General features: G+C 68.2%; 18 protein-coding genes. 13 read left to right on the plus strand and 5 right to left on the minus strand.

Annotated elements, in window-relative coordinates; genetic code table 11:
* Window positions 1-69: 69 nt before the first annotated feature.
* On the minus strand, window positions 70-1,485 hold the full coding sequence (cysG, locus tag I6I07_RS13805) for a siroheme synthase CysG (protein WP_198487065.1): 1,416 nt from the start codon (window positions 1,483-1,485) through the stop codon (window positions 70-72).
* A gap of 605 nt (window positions 1,486-2,090) precedes the next feature.
* Between cysG and I6I07_RS13810 the strand changes: the two genes are divergently transcribed.
* From I6I07_RS13810 to I6I07_RS13840, 7 genes are all read left to right on the plus strand, one after another.
* Entirely contained in the window at window positions 2,091-3,386 is a 1,296-nt protein-coding gene (locus I6I07_RS13810; protein ID WP_198487066.1) for a CmpA/NrtA family ABC transporter substrate-binding protein, read from the plus strand.
* A gap of 46 nt (window positions 3,387-3,432) precedes the next feature.
* A complete protein-coding gene (ntrB, locus tag I6I07_RS13815; RefSeq protein WP_420094588.1) occupies window positions 3,433-4,284 on the plus strand; it encodes a nitrate ABC transporter permease in 852 nt (283 codons plus the stop codon).
* 4 nt (window positions 4,285-4,288) lie between these two features.
* Window positions 4,289-5,161 (plus strand): ABC transporter ATP-binding protein, encoded by an 873-nt coding sequence (locus I6I07_RS13820; protein ID WP_198487068.1) that lies wholly within the window; start codon window positions 4,289-4,291, stop codon window positions 5,159-5,161.
* A gap of 151 nt (window positions 5,162-5,312) precedes the next feature.
* Complete coding sequence (locus I6I07_RS13825) at window positions 5,313-6,038, plus strand: hypothetical protein (protein WP_198487529.1); 726 nt, start codon at window positions 5,313-5,315, stop codon at window positions 6,036-6,038.
* A gap of 82 nt (window positions 6,039-6,120) precedes the next feature.
* Window positions 6,121-6,438, plus strand: a complete 318-nt coding sequence (locus tag I6I07_RS13830; RefSeq protein WP_198487069.1) for a DUF883 family protein — start codon at window positions 6,121-6,123, stop codon at window positions 6,436-6,438.
* A 68-nt stretch (window positions 6,439-6,506) separates the two neighbouring features.
* Window positions 6,507-6,920: a phage holin family protein gene (locus I6I07_RS13835; RefSeq protein WP_035359400.1), complete on the plus strand. Its 414-nt coding sequence runs from the start codon at window positions 6,507-6,509 to the stop codon at window positions 6,918-6,920.
* A 3-nt stretch (window positions 6,921-6,923) separates the two neighbouring features.
* Window positions 6,924-7,283, plus strand: coding sequence for a hypothetical protein (locus I6I07_RS13840; RefSeq protein WP_198487070.1), 360 nt, complete (start codon window positions 6,924-6,926; stop codon window positions 7,281-7,283).
* Between the two features lie 66 nt (window positions 7,284-7,349).
* On the opposite strand, the gene I6I07_RS13845 is transcribed toward I6I07_RS13840, so the two are convergent.
* Window positions 7,350-8,873: an MFS transporter gene (locus I6I07_RS13845; protein ID WP_232626080.1), complete on the minus strand. Its 1,524-nt coding sequence runs from the start codon at window positions 8,871-8,873 to the stop codon at window positions 7,350-7,352.
* A 173-nt stretch (window positions 8,874-9,046) separates the two neighbouring features.
* Here I6I07_RS13845 and I6I07_RS13850 point away from each other — a divergent pair, with 173 nt between their 5' ends.
* Window positions 9,047-9,943: a LysR family transcriptional regulator gene (locus I6I07_RS13850; RefSeq protein ID WP_198487071.1), complete on the plus strand. Its 897-nt coding sequence runs from the start codon at window positions 9,047-9,049 to the stop codon at window positions 9,941-9,943.
* Between the two features lie 23 nt (window positions 9,944-9,966).
* Here the strand turns inward: I6I07_RS13850 and ubiD are convergent, their stop codons facing one another.
* Window positions 9,967-11,511 carry a 4-hydroxy-3-polyprenylbenzoate decarboxylase gene (gene ubiD / locus I6I07_RS13855; RefSeq protein WP_198487072.1) on the minus strand — a complete coding sequence of 515 codons (1,545 nt, stop codon included), beginning with the start codon at window positions 11,509-11,511 and terminating at the stop codon, window positions 9,967-9,969.
* Window positions 11,512-11,593: 82 nt separating this feature from the next.
* On the opposite strand from ubiD, the gene I6I07_RS13860 reads away from it, so the two are divergent.
* Window positions 11,594-12,412 carry a lytic transglycosylase domain-containing protein gene (locus I6I07_RS13860; protein WP_006390870.1) on the plus strand — a complete coding sequence of 273 codons (819 nt, stop codon included), beginning with the start codon at window positions 11,594-11,596 and terminating at the stop codon, window positions 12,410-12,412.
* Window positions 12,413-12,485: 73 nt separating this feature from the next.
* Here the strand turns inward: I6I07_RS13860 and I6I07_RS13865 are convergent, their stop codons facing one another.
* Together I6I07_RS13865 and I6I07_RS13870 are read right to left on the minus strand one after the other, a co-directional pair.
* Window positions 12,486-13,724: a fimbrial protein gene (locus I6I07_RS13865; RefSeq protein WP_232626081.1), complete on the minus strand. Its 1,239-nt coding sequence runs from the start codon at window positions 13,722-13,724 to the stop codon at window positions 12,486-12,488.
* A 152-nt stretch (window positions 13,725-13,876) separates the two neighbouring features.
* Window positions 13,877-15,037, minus strand: coding sequence for a pyridoxal phosphate-dependent aminotransferase (locus tag I6I07_RS13870; protein ID WP_198487073.1), 1,161 nt, complete (start codon window positions 15,035-15,037; stop codon window positions 13,877-13,879).
* A gap of 46 nt (window positions 15,038-15,083) precedes the next feature.
* Here I6I07_RS13870 and I6I07_RS13875 point away from each other — a divergent pair, with 46 nt between their 5' ends.
* From I6I07_RS13875 to I6I07_RS13890, 4 genes are all read left to right on the plus strand, one after another.
* On the plus strand, window positions 15,084-16,028 hold the full coding sequence (locus I6I07_RS13875) for an FAD-binding protein (protein WP_198487074.1): 945 nt from the start codon (window positions 15,084-15,086) through the stop codon (window positions 16,026-16,028).
* 141 nt (window positions 16,029-16,169) lie between these two features.
* A complete protein-coding gene (locus I6I07_RS13880; protein WP_198487075.1) occupies window positions 16,170-18,458 on the plus strand; it encodes an NADP-dependent malic enzyme in 2,289 nt (762 codons plus the stop codon).
* Window positions 18,439-19,671 carry a patatin-like phospholipase family protein gene (locus I6I07_RS13885; RefSeq protein WP_232626082.1) on the plus strand — a complete coding sequence of 411 codons (1,233 nt, stop codon included), beginning with the start codon at window positions 18,439-18,441 and terminating at the stop codon, window positions 19,669-19,671. The genes I6I07_RS13880 and I6I07_RS13885 overlap by 20 nt, the downstream gene beginning before the upstream one ends.
* On the plus strand, window positions 19,668-20,135 hold the full coding sequence (locus I6I07_RS13890; RefSeq protein ID WP_006390865.1) for a barstar family protein: 468 nt from the start codon (window positions 19,668-19,670) through the stop codon (window positions 20,133-20,135). The genes I6I07_RS13885 and I6I07_RS13890 overlap by 4 nt, the downstream gene beginning before the upstream one ends.
* Window positions 20,136-20,149 lie beyond the last annotated feature (14 nt).

Consider the following 20,149-nt stretch of genomic DNA (forward strand, 5'->3'; position numbering starts at 1 on the left):
GGCCTTCCCCCGGGCGACGTGGCCCGGGCCCGCCGGCGGCGGCCATCTCCAGGCCGCGCCGGACGGGCGCTACGCCGCCAGTCTCTGCGGCGCGCCTTCCAGGTGTTCGCCGAACCAATGCAATGACTGCGCCAGTCCCGCTACCTCGCCCACGATCAGCAGGGCGGGGGAGCGGATGGCGTGCGCCCGCGCCAAACGCGGCAGGTCTTCCAGCGTGCCGGACAGCACCCGCTGTTCGGGCCGGCTGCCGTTCTCGATCAGCGCGAACGGGGTGGCGGCGGCGCGGCCATGGCGGATCAGCCGCTGCGTCAGCAGTTCCAGCTGGCCCACGCCCATGTAGAACGCCAGCGTCTGGCGTTCGCGCGCCAGCGCCGGCCAGTCCAGGTTGTCCTCGTCCTCGCGGCAGTGCGCCGTCACCAGGCGCACCGATTGCGCATGCTCGCGGTGCGTCAGCGGAATGCCGGCATAGGCCGCACAGGCCAGCGCCGCGGTGATACCGGGCACCACCTCATAGCGCACGTCGTGCGCGCGCAGGTGTTCCAGTTCCTCGCCGCCGCGGCCGAAGATGAAGGCGTCGCCGCCCTTCAGGCGCACCACGCGGCGGCCCAGGCGGGCGTGCTCGACCAGCAGGGCGTGGATGCGCGCCTGGGTGGCGTGATGGTCCTCGCCCGGCAGCTTGCCCACCGCGATGCGTTCGGCGTCGCGGCGCGCCAGCGACATGATGTCGTCGCTGACCAGCCGGTCGTACAGGATCACGTCGGCCTCGTTCAGCGCGCGCAGCGCCTTCAGCGTCAGCAGGCCCGGATCGCCGGGGCCGGCGCCGACCAGCACCACGCTGCCCTCGGCCGGCGCCAGCGGCTGGGCCAGGGCGGCTTGCAGCGCGGCTTCGGCGTCCTGCGGGCGCTGCTGGCGCAGCAGGCCGGCCACCGGACCGTCCAGCAGCCAGTCATAGAAGCGGCGCCGCGCGCCCAGGTCGGGGTGGCCGGCGCGGATGCGCTGGCGATAGCGTTCGGCCAGGCCGGCCAGGCGGCCCAGGCTGTGGTCGAACAGGGATTCGATGCGTTCGCGCAGGCGCCGCGCCAGCACCGGCGCCACCCCCGACGAGGAAATGGCGACGATGACCGGCGAGCGGTCGACGATGGACGGCACCTGGAACGACGACAGTTCGGGGTCGTCCACCACATTGCTGAAGATGCGGCGCGCCTGCGCGGCGTCGGAGACCGCCGCGTTGACGCCGCGGTCATCGGTGGCGGCCACCGCCAGCCACGCGCCATCGAGCCAGGCGGGGTCGAAACGGCCCGCCAGGTGGCGGATGCGGCCCGCCGCCAGCAGGTCCGCCAGCGCCGGCGTCAGTTCGGGGGCGCCAACGGCGACATCGGCATGGGCTTCGAGCAGCGCGAGCGTCTTGCGCTCGGCCACCGCGCCACCGCCCACGACCAGCACGGGCCGGTCTTTCAGATCGGCAAAAATCGGGAAAAGCTTCATCACGCAGCCTCGGGCGCACCCGGCAGAAGGTCAAACGATCATAGGGACCGGGTTTCATCCCCACAACTTCCGATTTCTTGAATCCATATAGCCACAACTTATTTGGCGAAGCCCGCTTGCGGGTTGCGCCCGCTCAACTCATGCAAGTTCCATGCCCGCACAGTGGCGCCGGCCAGCCCTGTAAAGAAGCGCATCGGGCAGCGCCCACCAGGGCGAGGACGCCCGGCGGCAGGGTTGCGGTGCGGGCAGGCCGCCGGATTCGAAGCCGCGGGGGCCGCCCGCACATCGATGGTGCGCCGCCGCATTCGTTTACGCACCAAGTTGGATCGCGAAACGCGCCGGCCATCTTCGGGCGCGGCTCCCGGCCCGGCCGCGCACAGCGCCGCGGATCGCCGCAAACCCAGTGGGCGCGCGGGGGCGCGGCGCCCGCGCAGGGCACGCCAGGCGACTTGGCACGCCGCTTGCTTAACCGTTGATGGACGGGCCGCGCGCGGTCCGACCACGCCAAGCGCCGCGATCCGCGGCAGGGAACAACGACGTTCCGCAGCGCCAACGGGTTGTTCCCGATCGGCGCGCGGGACGTTTTTTTTTGCCAGGAGCCTCGTATGACGCCAGTGAAACCCCGCCTTCCCGCCGCCACGGGTCCGGATTCGACCACCGACGCCAGCCGCCGCAAGTGGCTGGCCGGCACCGCGCGCGCCGTGGCCGGCGCCGGCCTGCTGTCGCTGGTCGACCCGCTGGTGCGCGCCGGCGCCTGGGCCGCGGGCAGCGACGCCCCCGAGAAGACCGAGGTGAAGATCGGCTTCATTCCGCTGACCGACTGCGCTTCGGTCGTCATGGCCTCGGTGCTGGGCATCGACAAGAAATACGGCGTCACCATCACGCCGTCCAAGGAGGCGTCCTGGGCTGCGGTGCGCGACAAGTTGCTCAATGGCGAACTGGACATGGCCCACGTGCTGTACGGCCTGATCTACGGCGTGCAGATGGGCGTGGGCGGGCCGAAGAAGGACATGGCCGTGCTGATGAACCTGAACCAGAACGGCCAGGCCATCACCCTGTCGAACAAGCTGCTGCAGGCCGGCGCCCGCGACGGCGAGTCGCTTGCCAAGTTGATGGCGTCCGAGAAGCGCGAATACACCTTCGCCCAGACCTTTCCCACCGGCACCCACGCCATGTGGCTGTACTACTGGCTGGCCGCGTACGGCATCGACCCGATGAAGGACGCCAAGGTCATCACCGTGCCGCCGCCGCAGATGGTGGCGAACATGCGCGTGGGCAACATGGACGGCTTCTGCGTCGGCGAACCGTGGGGCGCGCGCGCCATCCTCGACAAGATCGGCTTCACCGCCGTGACCACCCAGGCCATCTGGACCGATCATCCCGAGAAGGTGCTGGGCACCAGCGCCGACTTCGTGACGCGCAATCCGAACACCGCGCGCGCCGTGACCGCCGCCATCCTGGAGGCGGGCAAGTGGATCGACGCCTCGCCCGAGAACCGCCGCAAGACCGCCGAGACCATCGCCGCCAAGTCGTACGTCAACACCGACGCCAGCGGCATCATCGACCGCATGCTGGGCCAGTACGACGACGGCCTGGGCAAGCGCTGGACCGATGCGCACGCGATGCGCTTCTCGGGCGACGGCGCGGCCAATTTCCCCTACCTGAGCGACGGCATGTGGTTCCTGACCCAGCACAAGCGCTGGGGCCTGCTCAAGGAACATCCCGACTACCTGGCCACGGCGCGCCAGGTCAACCGCATCGACATCTACAAGCAGGCCGCGCAGGCCGCCGGCATCGCCTTGCCCGCCAGCGAGATGCGCAGTTCCAGGCTGGTCGACGGCGTGGTCTGGGATGGCAGCAACCCGGCGGCCTATGCCGACGGTTTCAAGGTCAAGGCCTGAGCGCCGCTTTGCACAGGAGAGACTCGCGATGTCTACCGTAACGAGTATGGAACGGACCTCCCCCGTGTCCGCGCCCCCCGCCGCGGCGCCACAGGCCGCGCCCTGGACCGATGCCTGGCGCGAGCGGCTGGAAGCGGCGCTGCGCGCCGTGGTCGGCCCCGTGGCCGGCTTCGCGCTGTTCGTATTGGTCTGGCAGGTGGTGGCCATGCGCATCCCCGAGATCCCCACCCCGGGCGTGACCTGGCGCGCGGCAGTGGAACTGTTCGCGGATCCGTTCTACGACAACGGCCCCAACGACAAGGGCATCGGCTGGAACCTGCTGGCCTCGCTGCAGCGGGTCGGCATCGGCTTCGGCCTGGCGGCGCTGGTGGGCATCCCGGTGGGGTTCGCCATCGGCCGCTACGCGCCGGTGCGGGCGATGTTCTCGCCCATCGTCAGCCTGCTGCGGCCGGTGTCGCCGCTGGCCTGGCTGCCGCTCGGCCTGCTGCTGTTCAAGGCCGCCAACCCGGCCGCGATCTGGGCGATCTTCATCTGTTCGATCTGGCCCATGATCATCAACACGGCGGTCGGCGTGTCGCGCGTGCCGCAGGACTACCTGAACGTGGCGCGGGTGCTGAACCTGTCGGAATGGAAGGTCACCACCAAGGTGCTGCTGCCGGCCGTGCTGCCCTACATGCTGACCGGCGTGCGGCTGTCGATCGGCACCGCCTGGCTGGTGATCGTCGCGGCCGAGATGCTGACCGGCGGCACCGGCATCGGCTTCTGGCTGTGGGACGAGTGGAACAACCTGAAGGTCGAGCACATCGTCATTGCCATTTTCGTGATCGGCATCGTCGGCCTGATCCTGGAAACGCTGCTGGTCGCGCTGGCCCGCCGCTTCACCTACACCGAGGAGTAGCGCCATGAAGAAATTCGTACGCATCGAACGCGTGGGCCAGACCTTCGCCACCCGCAAGGGCGCCTTCGTGGCGCTGCGCGACATCGACCTGACGGTGGAGCAGGGCGAGTTCATCACCCTGATCGGCCATTCCGGCTGCGGCAAGTCCACCCTGCTGAACCTGATCGCCGGCCTGACCCGTCCGACCAGCGGCGTGCTGCTGTGCGCCGAGCGCGAGATCACCGGCCCCGGCCCGGACCGCGCCGTGGTGTTCCAGAACCACTCGCTGCTGCCCTGGCTGACCTGCTTTCAGAACGTGCACCTGGCGGTGGAACGGGTCTTCGGCGCGTCGGAGAAACGGGCCCAGCTGGCCGAGCGCACCCGCGCCGCGCTCGACCTGGTGGGCCTGCTGCCGGCGCAGAACAAGCTGCCGCGCGAGATCTCGGGCGGCATGAAGCAGCGCGTCGGCATCGCCCGCGCGCTGGCCATCGAGCCGGGCGTGCTGCTGATGGACGAGCCGTTCGGCGCGCTCGACGCGCTGACCCGCGCGCACCTGCAGGACGAACTGCTCAAGATCGTCGCCAAGACCCGCACCACCACCATCATGGTCACGCACGACGTGGACGAGGCGGTGCTGCTGTCCGACCGCATCGTCATGCTGACCAACGGACCGGCCGCGACCATCGGCGAGATCCTGCCGGTGCCGCTGGCGCGGCCGCGCGACCGGGTGCGGCTGGCCAATGACCCCATCTACCTGTCGTGCCGCGCCGCGGTGGTGGACTTCCTGCACCGGCGCCACGGCAACCCCGAGCGGACCCAGGCGCCCGTAGCCCTGGCGGCGGTGCCCGATGCCGACGCCGAGCCGGCGCAGGCCGAGGGCTCGCGCGCCGTGGCCTGACGCCGGCAGACCCCGGGGCCGGCGCGGCATCGCGGCCGTCATCGTCCTGACACGTTCCGTCATGCGTGCGGTTTGCCAACCGGTGTAGTATCAAGCCAGCCGTGCGCGGACAGCGCCGGTGTGTCCTGGATTTCTGGAGTGGCTTGTGGCATTGCGAAAATTGGCATCCCTGGTTTTGGTGAGCGGCGCGCTGGGCGCGGCCGGCGTGGCGCAGGCCGGTGTCTGCGACGCGAAGTTCATGCACGAGGGCGGCGCGGTGCAACTGACCGGCTCGGGCAACATCGCCCTGGGCGCCGACCTGGCCTTCACCGAGGTTACGAAAAGCAATGGCGACAACTGCCGCGCCCGCGTGCAGGGCGTGGCCCGCTTCAGCTACGCGGGCCTGCCCCCGGGCAAGTCCAAGCTCGATTACCTGATGACCGTGAAGGGCGGCCAGGCCACCTTCCTCAAGTACGCCAGCGCCGGCGAGGCGCCGCAGCCGTCCGAGGGCCAGTTCGACCTGCGCATGCTGGGCCTGTTTGCCTACGACGGCAAGCTCAACCCGGGCCAGAAGCTGCCCGGCTCGTCGTTCCGCCTGAAGATCGGCAAGGAAGCGCCGGTCGGCGGCCAGCCCAGCACCACGGTGCGCATCGGCGAGAAGACCGTCGGCCGCGCCACCAGCATCGGCACCGCGCTGGGCCAGCAGGCCTGCCATCCGGTCACGTACACGCGCAATTCCGATCCCACCATGGCCACCTTCCAGGGGCTGACCATTCCGATTCCCGGCATGAACACCACCGTCACCGACTGGTACTGCCCGTCGGTCAATCTGGTCATGAAGCAGGACATCGACCAGGGCGGCGTGAAATCCGCCGTTGAGATTACGCAAATCAAGTAGCACACGGTAGCAAGCCGGCCGGGCCCATCGCGGAGCGGCTGGTATGATGGTTTCGTCATAGACACACACAGGAGCTCAAAACATGGCCACGAGAAAATCCGAAGACGTCGCAAAAGAAAAACTCATCGACAGTGTCAAGACCAGCCTGAATGACGCTGAAAGCCTGCTGCGCGAAGCCGCCAGCAGCACGGGCGACAAGGCCACCGAACTGCGCGAACGCGCCATGACCTCGCTCAAGCGCACCCGCGAAGCCCTGTACGAAGCCCAGGACGCGGTGTTCGAACGCGGTCGCAAGGCGGCGCGCGCCACCGACGACTACGTGCACGACAATCCCTGGCAAGCCATCGGCATCGCGGGCGTGACCGGCCTGCTGCTCGGCTTGCTGATCAGCCGCCGCTGATAAGGCAGGACTTCCGGGCGGGCGGCGCCGGCGTTTCGCCGCGTCCCCCGCCCGGCGTCCTTTTTGCCATGGGTCTACGCAAATCTGTTTTTGGCGTGGCGTCCAGCCTGGTCGGGCTGGCGCGCACGCGCCTCGAGCTGCTGGCGCTGGAAGCGGCGGGCGAGAAGGCGCGCCTGCTCAAGCTGCTGGGCATGGCGTTCGCCGCCTTGCTGTTCCTGACGCTGGCGGTGCTGGTGTTCACCATCACGGTCGCGGTGGCCTTCTGGCCGACCGAAGACCGCTATCTGGCATTGGGCCTGCTGGCGGCCTTCTATCTGGTGGTCGGCGTGGTGCTGCTGCTGGTGGTGCGCCACGGCCTGGTCTACGGTCCGGCGCCGTTCGCGGCCACGCTGGAAGAGCTCGGCCGCGACGCCGAACTGCTCGAACGCGTGCGCGACGCGCAGGACGATGACGACCGGGCGCGCCGGCGCGAGGAGGACTGAACCATGACGAAACGGTCTCCCGCCGTCGATCGCGCCGTGCGCATCGAACTGCTGCGCGCCCGCGCTGCCATCGAACGCGAGTCGCTGGCGCAGGGCATCGTGTCGGCCGGGCGCAAGCTCGAGCCGGCCGCGCTGCTCAAGAGCTTCCTGCCGGGCATGGCGTCCGGCGGCGCGTCGCGCTGGGCCATGCAGGCCATCGGCCTGGCGCGGCGCTATCCCCTCATCAGCTCGTCGCTGTCCGCCATGTTCATGCGTGGCGGCGGCAAGTCCAAGCTGCTCAAGCTGGCCGGCGGCGCGCTGGTGGGCTGGCAGCTGTTCAAGGTCTGGCGCGATTCGCGCGACGATCACGACGACGCGCGCTGATCCCGGTCTTCGCGTCCGTCCAAAAGAAAACCCCGCCGGGACACGGCGGGGTTTTTTTCATCGTGATCAGGCAGGCCGTTTTACCCTGCCCAGGAGCATGAACACCAGGATGGCCGTCCCGGCCGCGGCGCCGGCCAGAACGAGAAGCTGGAACCGAAATGCGCTTTCGTATGCCTGCAACAGCAGCGATCGCCCCGCCGTCGGCAGATGCGCCAGCGCATTCTGCAGATCGCTCATGGCCAGCCGGTTCGATGCTTGCACCAGATCCGCATCGGCCGCCAACCCACTGGGTACTGACGCCGCCAGCCCCGAGAGAATGTTGGCGGACAACATGGCCCCCACGACGGCAATGGCCATGCCGTCGCCGGCCAGCCGTACCGCGTTGAAGATGCCCGTCGCCATGCCGGCCCGTTCCTTGGGCACCACGCTCACCGCCAACCCGTCCATCAGCCCCCAGGGCAGACCGATCCCGACGCCGATCGCCAGCATCGCCAACAAACGCCCGTGGCGTGCATCACCGGACAGCGTCAACCCCAGCCAGGCGAGTCCGGCAGCCGCAATGGCGAGGCCGATGCCGGATAGCACGCCGACATTGATCCAGCGCGCCAGAAGCGCGGCGATGAACGGCACCACCAGCAGCGGCGCCGATAGCGCGATCATCATCTGGCCGGCGGCCAGTGCGCTGTATCCTTCCACGCCGATGAACCGAGCTGGCAGCACGACCAGCAGCACGATGTACGCATAGGCCGGCGCGATCGCCAGCACCTGTACCCCCGCGAACCGCGCGTTGGCGAACAATGAAAGGTCAAGCATGGGGTTGGCCTGCCGGCGTTCGATGAAGACGAAGGCGGCCAGCAGCATGGCGGCGCCCATCAGGCAACCCAGTACCGAGGCATCGCTCCAGTGCCGCTCGGGGGCAAGGATGATGCCGTACGTCAGCAGGGCCAGCCCGGTGGTAAAGCTGATGGCGCCAGGCCAGTCCAGTCCCGTGGCGCCGGGGTCGCGCGTTTCCCGGGCAAATGGCGCAATGAGCGCGGCAGCCAGCAAGGCAACCAACGCCGGCAGATAGAACACCCATTGCCATCCCAGCGTGTCGATCAGCAGTCCTGCCAGGAATGGGCCGAACGCCGCGCCGGCGCCGAACGTCGTGCCGATCAGGCTGAATACGCGCGTGCGGGCGTACCCGTCGAATTCCTGGGTCAGTGCCGCCATTGCGCCCGCGAAGGCGGCGGCCGCACCGAGGCCCTGGATGAGCCGCAGGATGTCGATCCAGAACACGGACGGCATGAGGGGAATGGCCGCCGTTATCAAAGCGAACAACAGCATGCCCGACAGCCAGGTGCGTTTGCGTCCATAGGTGTCGGCCAAACTGCCCGCCGCGAGCGTCGCGCTGCCGTAGGTCAGGATGTAGGCGTTGATGATCCAGGTCAGCTCGACTGCGCTGCCGCCCAGCGCCTGATTGATGGAGGGCACGACCACGGCGGGGCCGGCGATGCTCAACGGAATGACGGCGGCCGTCAGGCAGCCGGTCACGATCAGAGGGGCTCTGCGAACCGTCGCGTCCGGCGCGGATGCGGGGGTGGCACTCATTGGATATTCCTTAATGACAGCGGGCCGCGCGGGCCCTGCGGATTCTTGGCTGTAGCGACAAGGCCATTCGGTCTTGCCCGCTAAGAAATTGATGATAATTTCGAACTAATCGTGGAAAAATAGTCTTTGAATCAGCATTGAGATGACATTTATGTCATGAATTGGAGCGACGAATGGATGGCTACGGAGGATTGGCGATCTTTGTGCAGGTGGCCGAGTCGCGCAGTTTCGCGATCGCGGGACGGCAGTTGGGCATCTCGGCGTCGGCGGTGAGCAAGGGCGTGGCGCGGCTGGAGCACAAGCTTGGCGTGCGCCTGTTTCAGCGCAGCACCCGAAGCGTCAGCCTCACGGCCGAAGGCGCACTGTTCCTCGATCGCTCCCGGCGCATCCTTTCAGAGATCGCGGCGGCCGAGAATGAACTGGCCAGCACCAAGGCGGCCCCGCAGGGACGATTGCGGGTAAGCCTGCCGTTGGTCAGCGGATTGATGTGGCCGGTGTTGTCGGCCTTTGCGAGCCGCTATCCGCAGATCGAGCTCGATCTGGATTTCAGCGATCGCCTGGTGGACGTCGTGGAGGAAGGATTCGATGCGGTGGTGCGCACCGGAGAGCTGAGCGATTCCCGCCTGATGAGCAAACGCCTGGGTGTCAGCCGCTTTTGCTGCGTGGGCGCGCCCGACTATTTCCAGCGGCATGGCACGCCTGGACGGCCCGAGGACATCGCCCGGCATGCCTGTCTGCTGCATCGCGTTCCCAGCACCGGCATGCTGGAAAAATGGCGCTTGCGCCGCGGCGACGAGGACGCCGATGCGCGCCCTGCGGCAAGCATGACCAGCAACCACCTGGAGACCCTGCGGCATATGGCCATCCAGGGACTCGGCATCGCCTACCTGCCGGACTTCGCGGTCAACGGGGCCCTCGAGCGGGGGGAACTGGTGAGGGTGCTGGACGAATGGGCGGGTTCGCCCAGCACCTTCTGGGTACTGTGGCCGTCAAACCGGCAATTGCTGCCCCGGGTACGGGCATTCGTCGACTTCATGGCCAAACACCTGTTCCCGGCGGCATCCCCATAACGGAAGGAGCAAGGCCACCTGGCCTACAGGCCCAACTGCCCCCAGATGTCGTCCACCCGCTTCTTGACGTCGGCGTCCATGGTGATGGGCGTGCCCCATTCGCGCTGGGTCTCGCCGGGCCACTTGTTGGTGGCGTCCAGGCCCATCTTGCCGCCCAGGCCGGACACCGGCGAGGCGAAGTCCAGGTAGTCGATGGGCGTGTTCTCCACCAGCAGCGTGTCGCGCACCGGGTCCATGCGCGTGGTCATGGCCCACACCACTTCCTTCCAGTCGCGCGGGTTGATGTCTTCGTCCACCACCACGATGAATTTGGTGTACATGAACTGGCGCAGGATGCTCCACAGCCCGAACATGACGCGCTTGGCATGGCCGGCGTACTGCTTGCGGATCGACACCACCGCCAGGCGGTAGCTGCAGCCCTCGGGCGGCAGGTAGAAGTCGACGATTTCCGGCAGCTGGCGCCGCAGCAGCGGCACGAACACCTCGTTGAGCGCCACGCCCAGCACGGCGGGCTCGTCGGGCGGCTTGCCGGTGTAGGTGGAGTGATAGATCGGATTGCGGCGCATGGTGATGCGCTCGACCGTGAACACCGGGAACCAGTCCTGTTCGTTGTAGTAGCCGGTGTGGTCGCCGTAGGGGCCTTCCAGCGCCATCTCGTAGTCGCTGTTGGGCGGCGGGTTGACGCCGTCCGGCACCACCGGCGCGATGGCGCGCGGATCGGACGACGGCAGCAGGTGGCCTTCCAGCACGATCTCGGCCCAGGCCGGCACCGACAGGTTGCTGCCCAGCGCCTGCGCCACCTCGGTGCGCGAGCCGCGCAGCAGGCCGGCGAACTGGTATTCGGACAGGCTGTCCGGCACCGGCGTGACCGCGCCCAGCGTGGTGGCCGGGTCGGCGCCCAGCGCCACGGCGATGGGGAAGGGCGTGCCCGGATGGGCCAGCGCGTGGTCGCGGAAATCGAGCGCGCCGCCGCGGTGCGACAGCCAGCGCATGATGAGCTTGTTCGGCCCCAGCAGCTGCTGGCGGTAGATGCCCAGGTTCTGGCGGCGGGCGTTGGGGCCGCGCGTGATGACCAGACCCCAGGTCAAGAGCGGCGCCACGTCGCCAGGCCAGCAGGTCTGGATCGGCAGACGCGTCAGGTCCACGTCCTTGCCTTCCCAGACGATCTCCTGGCAGGCCGGACTCTTGACGTTCTTGGGGCTCATGTCCCACAGGGCCGACTTCAGCATCGACACCTTGGCCAGCGCGTCGCGAAAGCCCTTGGGCGCTTCGGGCTCGCGCAGCGAGGCCAGTAGTTCGCCGATGTCGCGCAGCGCGCTGACGTCGTCGGCGCCCATGCCGCGGGCCACGCGCGAGGGCGTGCCGAACAGGTTGGCCAGCACCGGCATCTCGGCCGGCTTGCCGTCGTGCTGGGCCTTTTCGAACAGCAGGGCGGGGCCCTCGGCGCGCAGCACGCGGTCGGAAATCTCGGTCATTTCCAGGCGCGTCGAGACCGGCGCGGCGATGCGTTTGAGCTCGCCCATGCGTTCGAGTTGAGCGAGGAAGTCTCTAAGGTCGCGGTATTTCACTACAGATCCCGGCTATTTGGTTACATCTTGGGGAGAAAGAGAGGTTAACATTGACTCCCTCTTTTTCCACGCAGGAGGTTTTATGCCCGATGCGTCAGTGGCCAGCCTGTTCAGGAACATGGCCCAAGGAGTGCACCAATATCTTGCCGAATCGCTGCGCATCTGCTCCGTCTACCTGGGCATCGCGGTGATCGTGACGGTAAGCATGGGATTCGCCCTGCCTGGTTTGCGCGACCAGGCATTGCAAGTGCACAAAGCCTTGTTGACCGCCCTCGCGCCTTCATCCATGCAGACCGGCGTCGAATCCGAAGCCGGATCCGAATTCGGCGTCGATACTTCGTCGGCGATTGCCATGGCCGTGCCCACCGCGCCGTCCAGCAATGCGACCGGCATGCTGGGGCCTGCCCGCGCCGCGCCCGCGACGCCCAAGAAGCCTGCCATGGTCGCCACCGGCCCGCAGGCCGAAGCCTTGCGCAACTACATTTCGCGCAAGTACAAGGTCGCCTATGACGCGACCGGCCCGCTCCTGAACACCGTATACAAGGTGGGCCGCGAGAAGCAGCTGGATCCGCTCCTGCTGCTGGCCGTGATCGCCATCGAGTCGCGCTACAACCCGCTGGCCGAGAGCCACGTCGGCGCGCAGGGCCTGATGCAGGTGATGACCAGCGTGCACCAGGACAAGTTCGATGCCGTGGGCAAGAATCCGCTGGACCCGGGCGCCAACATCGCCGTCGGGGCGACGATCCTGAGGGACTGCATCAACCGGCGCGGCTCGGTCGATGGCGGCCTGGCGTGTTATGTCGGCTCGACCGGGCCGGATGACAACGGCTACGGCGCCAAGGTGCAGGCCGAGCGCCGCCGCCTGGCGCTGGCGTCGGGCATCGCGTTGGCCCGGGATTGACCCTGGCCCAATGTGGTGGCCTGAGGTGGCGGCCGCCGGCCGCTTGGCGCGCCGGCTAGCGCCGGCGCCGCCCTCATTGGAATGTCACCAGGATGGTGACCTGCTGGCGGAATGCCCCCGACACCAGCGTCGTTCCCGTCTTCACCAGTTCCGCCGAGTAAGACAGATTCCTGGGGTGCAGGCTGGTGGTCAACGATTCGCTGTCATGCCAGGCGTTGAAGGTGATCGGCGTGACGCCGTTTTGCTTGATCTGCAGCGCGAGGCCATTTGGCGCCCCATCGGTGTTTTTCAGTTCTATGCCCAGGCCCAGGGACGTCAGCGCGGTGTTGCCCTCGGGTTCGAATTTGATCCGCAGGGGAACCACCATGCTGCCCAGGTCGAGGACGTTGAAACCGCCATCGCAGGCCGTGTCGAAATCCGCGACGATGGTGAACTGCTGCGGCGCGGGCAGGGGAAGATTGCTCGCGCGGTACGCCCGGCCCAGGTAGACCGAATCCGGCGTAGAGATCTTCGCGATGCAGGTCGGGACGAGGCTGATGGCCGTGGCGTTGTTCGAACCGATTTCGATGTGATTGGTGTGGATGAATCCGTAATGTATCCTGACGAGGTCGGCGTACGGGGGGAAGTAGGCCCTGACGGGTCGAGTCGGAGGCGTGACGGTGACCAGCCGCAGCCTGCCGAGCAGCAACCCGTTTGCCGTCAACGTACTGTCCGTGGCGGACTTGGGGGCGTAGCTCTCTTGGCTCAAGGGGAATCTGTCGTCCGTCGTGTTGCCCGTCGGCTCCCAGTCCGGATATCCATTGATCTGAAGGACGAGTTTCAGTCCGGCCTTGCGCAACTCGTTTATGACCGGCGTCAAGTTTGCGCCCGGCACCAGGAACGGCGTCCTGGTTGTTGAGTTGCTGACGCACACCCATGGCACGGGTGGCATAGGGGCGTCATAGACGACCGTGCCTGGCGGATTGGACTTGTCCAGCGTCAGTAGCGCTGGCGCGAATTGTCCGGGCGCGGCCTGTATCCCTTTGTCTTCGATGTAGTTGCCGGCCCGCGTCGGATCGAGCTGGCACCCCGGCCCGGCCGCATGGGCCGGCAGCGGCAGCAGGCAGGCGATGATCCATCCCGCCGCCGCCAGCGCGCCACGCCGCGGGCGGCGGATCCTTGTCGTGTTCCGCTTGAACATGATGTATTGACTCTTGAAAAAGGGAAAGGCGGCCCGGTGCCGGTTGCCGCCCCGGAAAATATAGGTGGCCCGGGCCGGCAATGGCCGCGCCGCCATAGGCTTGGCTATTGCGTCCGCCCGGCGATTTTGCATGGCAAGGATTATCTGAACGTTAAGGCTTCGTCAGACGGAAAGGCGGGCCGGCGCGCGGCCGCCCGACCAGTGTATCGGCGCGTCCCGCCCGTGGCAGGCGCCCGCGCCGATATGGCGGCCCGGTCCGAGGCGGCCGGGCCGACGGGCGCGCCTCAGCGGCCCAGCAGCCTGCCCAGGCGGGCCACGGCTTCTTCCAGCCGGTCCAGGCCGGTGGCGTAGGAAAAGCGCATGGTGTGGTGGCCATGGGCCGGGCCGAAGTCCAGGCCGGGCACGGCGGCGATGCCGGCTTCCAGCAGCAGGCGTTGCGAGAAGCTGGCGCTGTCGGTGCCGAAGTCGCTGATGTCGGCGTAGATGTAGAAGGCGCCGTCGGGCTTGACCGGCACCTTCAGGCGGAGGCGGTCGAATTCGGGCAGCAGGTAGTCGCGGCGCTGCTTGAAGGCTTCGCGGCGGTGTTCGAAAGTGCGCAAGGCGTCGGAGGTGAAGCAGGCCAGGGCGGCATGCTGCGCCAGGGTGGGGGCGCAGATGGCCAGGCTGCCGGCGATCTTCTCCACCGGGGCCACCATGTCCTCGGGCACGATCATCCAGCCCAGGCGCCAGCCGGTCATGTGGAAATACTTCGAGAAGCTGTTGATGACGATGATGTCGTCGTCCAGCGTCAGCGCGGATCGCGGCTGGCCTTCATAGGACAGGCCCAGGTAGATTTCGTCGACGATGGCGAAGCCATGGCGGGCGCGGACCTCGCCCAGCAGCCGGGCCAGCTCGCCGTGGTCGATGGAGGTGCCGGTGGGGTTGCTGGGCGAGGCCACCAGCACGCCCTGGGCGGCCTCGGTCCAATGGTGCGCCACGTCCTGGGCCGACAGCTGGAAGCGCTTGTCGGCGGAGCTGGGGATCAGGCGCGGCCGGCCGCCGGCGGCGAGTACGAAGTTGCTGTTGGCGGGGTAGGACGGGTCCGGCATCAGGACTTCGCCGCCGGGGTTGACCAGGGCGGCGCAGGCCAGGGTCAGGGCGCCGGAGGCGCCGGCCGTGACGATGACGCGCCGCGGGTTGATCGTGGCGCCGAACTGGTCGTGGTAGAACTGGGCGATCGCCTCGCGCAGCGGCATCAGGCCGGCGGGGGCGCTGTAGCCGCTCTGGCCGGCCTGGGCCGCGCGCTGCAGCGCTTCCACGACCTGGGGCGGCGCGGTAAAGTCCGGTTCGCCGATGCCCAGGCTGATGATGTCCTTGCCCGCCGCCTGCAGCGCTTGCGCCTGCTTGAACAGTTCGACGACCTGGAAGGTCAGGAATTCGTTGGTACGGGCGGCAAGGCGGGGCATCGGGCTCTCGAAGGCTACTTGAAGCGGAATAAAGGGAATTGTAGTCATGCAGCCATCACGGCGCGCTTTCCTCCTGGGCCGGCGGCCCGTCCAGACGCCCTGGGCCACTTTCCTGCAACGGCTGGGGCTGTTGTGCCAGGGGACGTTGCGCGACCTGGGCGAGACGGCGGGCCAGGGGCCGCGCGCGCTGCTGACGCCGTCGCGCGAGGGCGACGTGGTGCATGCGCGCGCGCTGTGCGCCGAATATGGCGTGGTGCTGGCGCTGGACGATGCCGACGGGCCGTTCGCGCCGGTCGATGGCCCGCTGCTGCGGATCGATCCCGGCCGCCTGGCGGGCCTGGCACGGCTGGCCGGGGCGCCGCCGCGCTGGCGCGCCCAGCCCGGCGTGCCGCTGGCGGCGCTGGCGCAGGCCGGGCTGCGGCAATTCGCGGGTCTGCCGGGCGCCATGACCCTGGCCCAATGGCTGGCCGCGCCGGCCGCCTGGCCGGCCGGGGACTGCGCGGCGTCGGGCGTGCTGGCCGTGGACCTGCTGCTGGCGGACGGTGTCGAGGAATCCCTGGGGCCGTTTGGCGCCGACGACCTGCAGCCGTTGCGGTCGGCGACGGTGCAGCGACTGGTGCCGGCGCTGTTCCAGCTGGTGAACGGGGACCTGGCCGCCGCCTGCCGTGACGGGGACGCCTGGCTGGCGCGCTACCGGCTCGACGCCCTGGCGCCGCGGGCGCCGGCGACGGTCAACCTGGCGCATCTGATGCTCGGGCAGGGCGGCACGCTGGCGTGGGTGCAGGGGGTGACGCTGGCGGACTGCCCGCCCGTCGCCGATGCCGGGGCTGCCCCCGCGCCGCAGGCCGGCGCCCTGGCGCCGCGCGATGCCGGAACGGCCGCTGCGGCGCCGAGGCAGGCCGCCGCGCTGCAGGCGCGCATCAAGGCGCTGTTCGACCCGTATGGGCGTTTTCCCGAATTCACGCCGCCGCCGAATAGCGACAGCTTGTAAGCCGGGGGTAAGATGGGCGGCGCCCGCGGCCTGGCCGGGGATGCGCGCCCCGGGGGCCGCGCAGGGAACGTTTCGCGCGCTCCGCCATCGGAATAGAATTGCCCCCTTTCGTGTTCCTCACTCTAGCCAGTAGCCGCCCCTATGGATGCCAACCTCCGCAAAGCCGCCCTTGAATACCACGAGCACGGCCGTCCCGGCAAAATCTCGGTCACGCCGACCAAGCAGCTCACCAACCAACGCGACCTGGCCCTGGCGTACTCGCCCGGCGTGGCGGCGGCCTGTGAGGAAATCGTGGCGGATCCGGCCAACGTGTTCCGCTACACCGCGCGCGGCAACCTGGTCGGCGTGATCACCAACGGCACCGCGGTGCTGGGCCTGGGCAACATCGGCGCGCTGGCCTCCAAGCCGGTGATGGAAGGCAAGGCGGTGCTGTTCAAGAAGTTCGCCGGCCTGGACGTGTTCGACATCGAGATCAACGAAACCGACCCGGACAAGCTGGTCGAGATCATCGCCGGCCTGGAAGCCACCTTCGGCGGCATCAACCTTGAAGACATCAAGGCGCCCGAGTGCTTCACGGTCGAGCGCAAGCTGCGCGAGCGCATGAAGATCCCCGTCTTCCACGACGACCAGCATGGCACCGCGATTTGCGTGTCGGCGGCCTTCATCAACGGCCTGAAGGTCGTCGGCAAGCAGATCGACAAGGTCAAAGTCGTCACGTCCGGCGCCGGCGCGGCCGCGCTGGCCTGCCTGGACCTGATGGTGGACCTGGGGCTGCCGCTGGAAAACATCTGGGTCACCGACATCGAGGGCGTGGTCTACGAAGGCCGCACCGTGCTGATGGATCCGGACAAGGCGCGCTTCATGCAGAAGACCGACGCCCGCAAGCTGGCCGAAGTGATCGACGGCGCGGACGTGTTCCTGGGCCTGTCGGCCGGCGGCGTGCTCAAGCCCGAGATGGTCGCCACCATGGGTCCGCGTCCGCTGATCCTGGCGCTGGCCAACCCGACGCCGGAAATCCTGCCCGAGCTGGCCCATTCGGTGCGCGACGACGTTGTCATGGCGACCGGCCGTTCGGATTATCCGAACCAGGTCAACAACGTGCTGTGCTTCCCGTACATCTTCCGTGGCGCGCTGGACGTGGGCGCCACGACCATCACGCGCGAGATGGAAAAGGCGGCGGTGTACGCCATCGCCGAGCTGGCCGAGGAAGAGCAGAACGAAGTGGTGGCCGCGGCCTACGGCACCTTCGATATCTCGTTCGGCCCCGAATACCTGATCCCCAAGCCGTTCGATCCGCGCCTGATCGTGCGCATCGCGCCGGCGGTGGCCAAGGCCGCCATGGAAGGCGGCGTGGCCACGCGCCCGCTGGCCGACCTGGAAGCCTACGAAGAGCAGCTGCAGCAGTTCGTGTACCACTCCGGCGCCTTCATGAAGCCGCTGTTCTCGGCCGCCAAGCGCATCGTGCGCGAAGGCGGCCCGGCCCGCATCGTGTTCGCGGAAGGCGAAGACGAGCGCGTGCTGCGCGCGGTGCAGGTGGTGGTGGACGAAGGCCTGGCCCGTCCCATCCTGGTGGGCCGTCCGTCGGTGCTGCTGACCCGCATCGAGAAGCTGGGCCTGCGCCTGCGGCTGGGTGAAGACGTCGAGGTCACCAACCCGGAATACGACGAGCGCTTCCACCAGTACTGGACCACCTACTGGGAACGCATGTGCCGCCGCGGCATCACCAAGGAAATGGCGCGCGTGGAAATGCGCCGCCGCATGACGCTGATCGGCGCGATGATGGTGCACCTGGGCGATGCCGACGGCATGGTCTGCGGTTCGGTCGGCGCGTACCACGACCACCTGCGCTTCATCGACGAAGTGATCGGCCGCCGGCCGGGCCGCAACGTCTATGCCGCCATGAACATCCTGCTGCTCAACGAGCGCACGGTGGTGCTGGTGGACACGCACGTCAACGACGAGCCCACGGCCGAGCAGATCGCCGAATTCACCATCGCGGCGGCCAAGGAAATGCAGCGCATGTTCCTGGCGCCGAAGGTGGCGCTGCTGTCGCGCTCGAACTTCGGTTCGGGCAGCTCGGCTTCCGGCGCCAAGATGCGCCGCGCGCTGGAGCTGGTGCGCGAAGCCGAGCCGGAACTGGAGATCGACGGCGAGATGCACGGCGACTGCGCGCTGGACGAGGCGCTGCGCATGCGGATCCTGCCGTCGTCGACCCTCAAGGGCCAGGCCAACCTGCTGGTGTGCCCGAACGTGGACGCCGGCAACATCGCCTACAACCTGCTCAAGACGGCGGCGGGCGGCAACGTGGCGGTCGGCCCGTTCCTGCTGGGCGCCAACGCGCCGGTGCACATCCTGACCTCCAGCTCGACCGTGCGCCGCATCGTCAACATGACCGCGATGACGGTGGTGGATGCCAATACCCCGCGTTGAAGTCACCAACGGCGGTCCGGCGTGCCCGCGCACGCCGACCGGCCTGGTCCTGACCGGAGGCGGCGCCCGCGCCGCCTATCAGGTGGGCGTGCTCAGCGCCATCATGGAGCTGCTGGACCCCGACTGGCATTCGCGTTTCAAGAATCCCTTCGACATCATCTGCGGCACCTCCGCCGGCGCCATCAACGCCGCCGCGCTGGCCTGCCGCGCCGAGCGGCCGCACCTGGGAGTTCGCCGCATCCGCCGCCTGTGGTCGTCGCTCAATACCGACATGATCTACCGGGCCGACGCGCCCGGCCTGATCCGCACCGGCGTGCGCTGGCTGGGCCTGCTGTCGCTGGGCTGGATGTATTCCGGCCTGACGCGCAAGCGGCCGCAGTCGCTGCTGGACAACAGCCCGATGCAGGAGCTGCTGGGCCGGGTGCTGGATTTCGGCCACCTGCAATCGAATCTGGAGAGCGGCGCGCTGTCGGCGCTGGCGATCACGGCCTCGGGCTACACCAGCGGCGAGCACCTGACGTTCTACCAGGCGCATGCGCCGATCGAGCCCTGGCACCGCTACCTGCGGCTGGCGATTCCCACGCCGATCACGGTCGACCACCTGATGGCCTCGTCCGCGATTCCCTTCGTCTTTCCCGCCCGCCAGATCACGGTGCACGGCAAGGGCGAATGGTGCGGCGACGGCTCCATGCGGCAACTGGCGCCGATCAGCCCGGCCATCCACCTGGGCGCGCACCGGGTGCTGGTGATCGGCACCGGGTTCCGCGATGACACCCACCCCGAGCACCGCGAGGCCGCGCCGCCATACCCTTCGCTGGCCCAGGTGGGCGGCCATGCCCTGTCCAGCATTTTCCTGGACGGCCTGTCGATGGACGTCGAGCGCCTGGAGCGGATGAACTACCTGGTCGACCACGCCGCGCCGCGGGAGGGCGACGAGGTCGCCGTGCGCCGCATCCAGGTGCTGGCGATCACCCCCAGCCGCTCCCTGGACTCCCTGGCGCTGGAACACCTGGGCGACATGCCGGCCCAGGCCCGTGCCCTTTTTCGCGTACTCGGTGTATCGTCCGACCCAAGCCGCCCCGGGGGCGGTGCGCTGATGTCCTACCTGTTGTTCGAGTCCAGCTACACCAAGCGATTGATTGAACTGGGTTATGCCGATACGATGCAGCGTAACGATGAAGTGATCGCCTTTTTCAAGGAGGCACAGGCATGACGCGCAATGCCCAATCTACCCTGCAGAAGCAGTTGAAGCGAGGTGGAGCGCTGGCCCATGACGGGCTGGACAAAAAGGCCGTGGTCGACGCCGCGCATGAGCTCGGCCTGGCACTGTTTGTGGCCAATTGCGACCCGGCCCGCAGCCGCTCCGCGGTGCTGCGCGCCATCGTCAAGGCGGTGGATTTCCCCGAGTATTTCGGCGGCAACCTCGACGCGCTGTACGACTGTCTGTGCGATACCGTGCTGGATCACAAGACCGGCGTGGTGCTGTGGCTGTACAAGCTGCATTCGGGGGATCCGGCGCTGGAGGAAGACGCCGCCCGCATCGAGTCGGTCTGCGCCGACGCCGCGGAATTCGCCCACGAGAATGGCCGCACGTTTGCGTATGTGGTGGAACACGCGGGCAAGCACCCGGACCCCGAGCCCGGCGTGGCCGCGGCGCCCTACGGCGAACACGACTGACGGCGCTGTCAGGC

The sequence above is a fragment of the Achromobacter deleyi genome (assembly GCF_016127315.1).
GTDB lineage: Bacteria > Pseudomonadota > Gammaproteobacteria > Burkholderiales > Burkholderiaceae_B > Achromobacter > Achromobacter insuavis_A.